Here is a 298-nt window from a genome sequence, read left to right on the forward strand (position 1 = left end):
GCATCTGTAAGCACCACTTCACGCGTGGTTCTGTCCAGCAGGCGAACACCAGTATGATTTTCCAGCTCCTTCACACTGTGACTCACTGCCGACTGGCTCAGGCCGATACGCTCTCCTGCACGACTAAAACTTTTCTCCTGCGCTACTGTGACGAAAACCTTTAATTGCTTTAAAGAATAATTCATCTGTTTTTTTCATGAATGGATGCAATAAATCAATTTTATTTCTCAAACTGGAAGAAGCACAATAGAACCATCGATCATCTGGAGTCTTTATGAAACTTTTTCGTATCCTCGAT

At 42.3% G+C, this 298-nt stretch carries 1 protein-coding gene; it reads right to left on the minus strand.

What is annotated here, in order from left to right:
* Positions 1 to 185 (minus strand): LysR family transcriptional regulator (locus LZP73_RS20035; protein WP_234236669.1); only part of this gene is annotated, 185 nt, incomplete at its 3' end.
* Between the last annotated feature and the right edge of the window lie 113 nt (positions 186 to 298).

Origin of the sequence: Shewanella sp. AS16 (genome assembly GCF_021412365.1) — a bacterium.
Lineage (GTDB): Bacteria > Pseudomonadota > Gammaproteobacteria > Enterobacterales > Shewanellaceae > Shewanella > Shewanella salipaludis.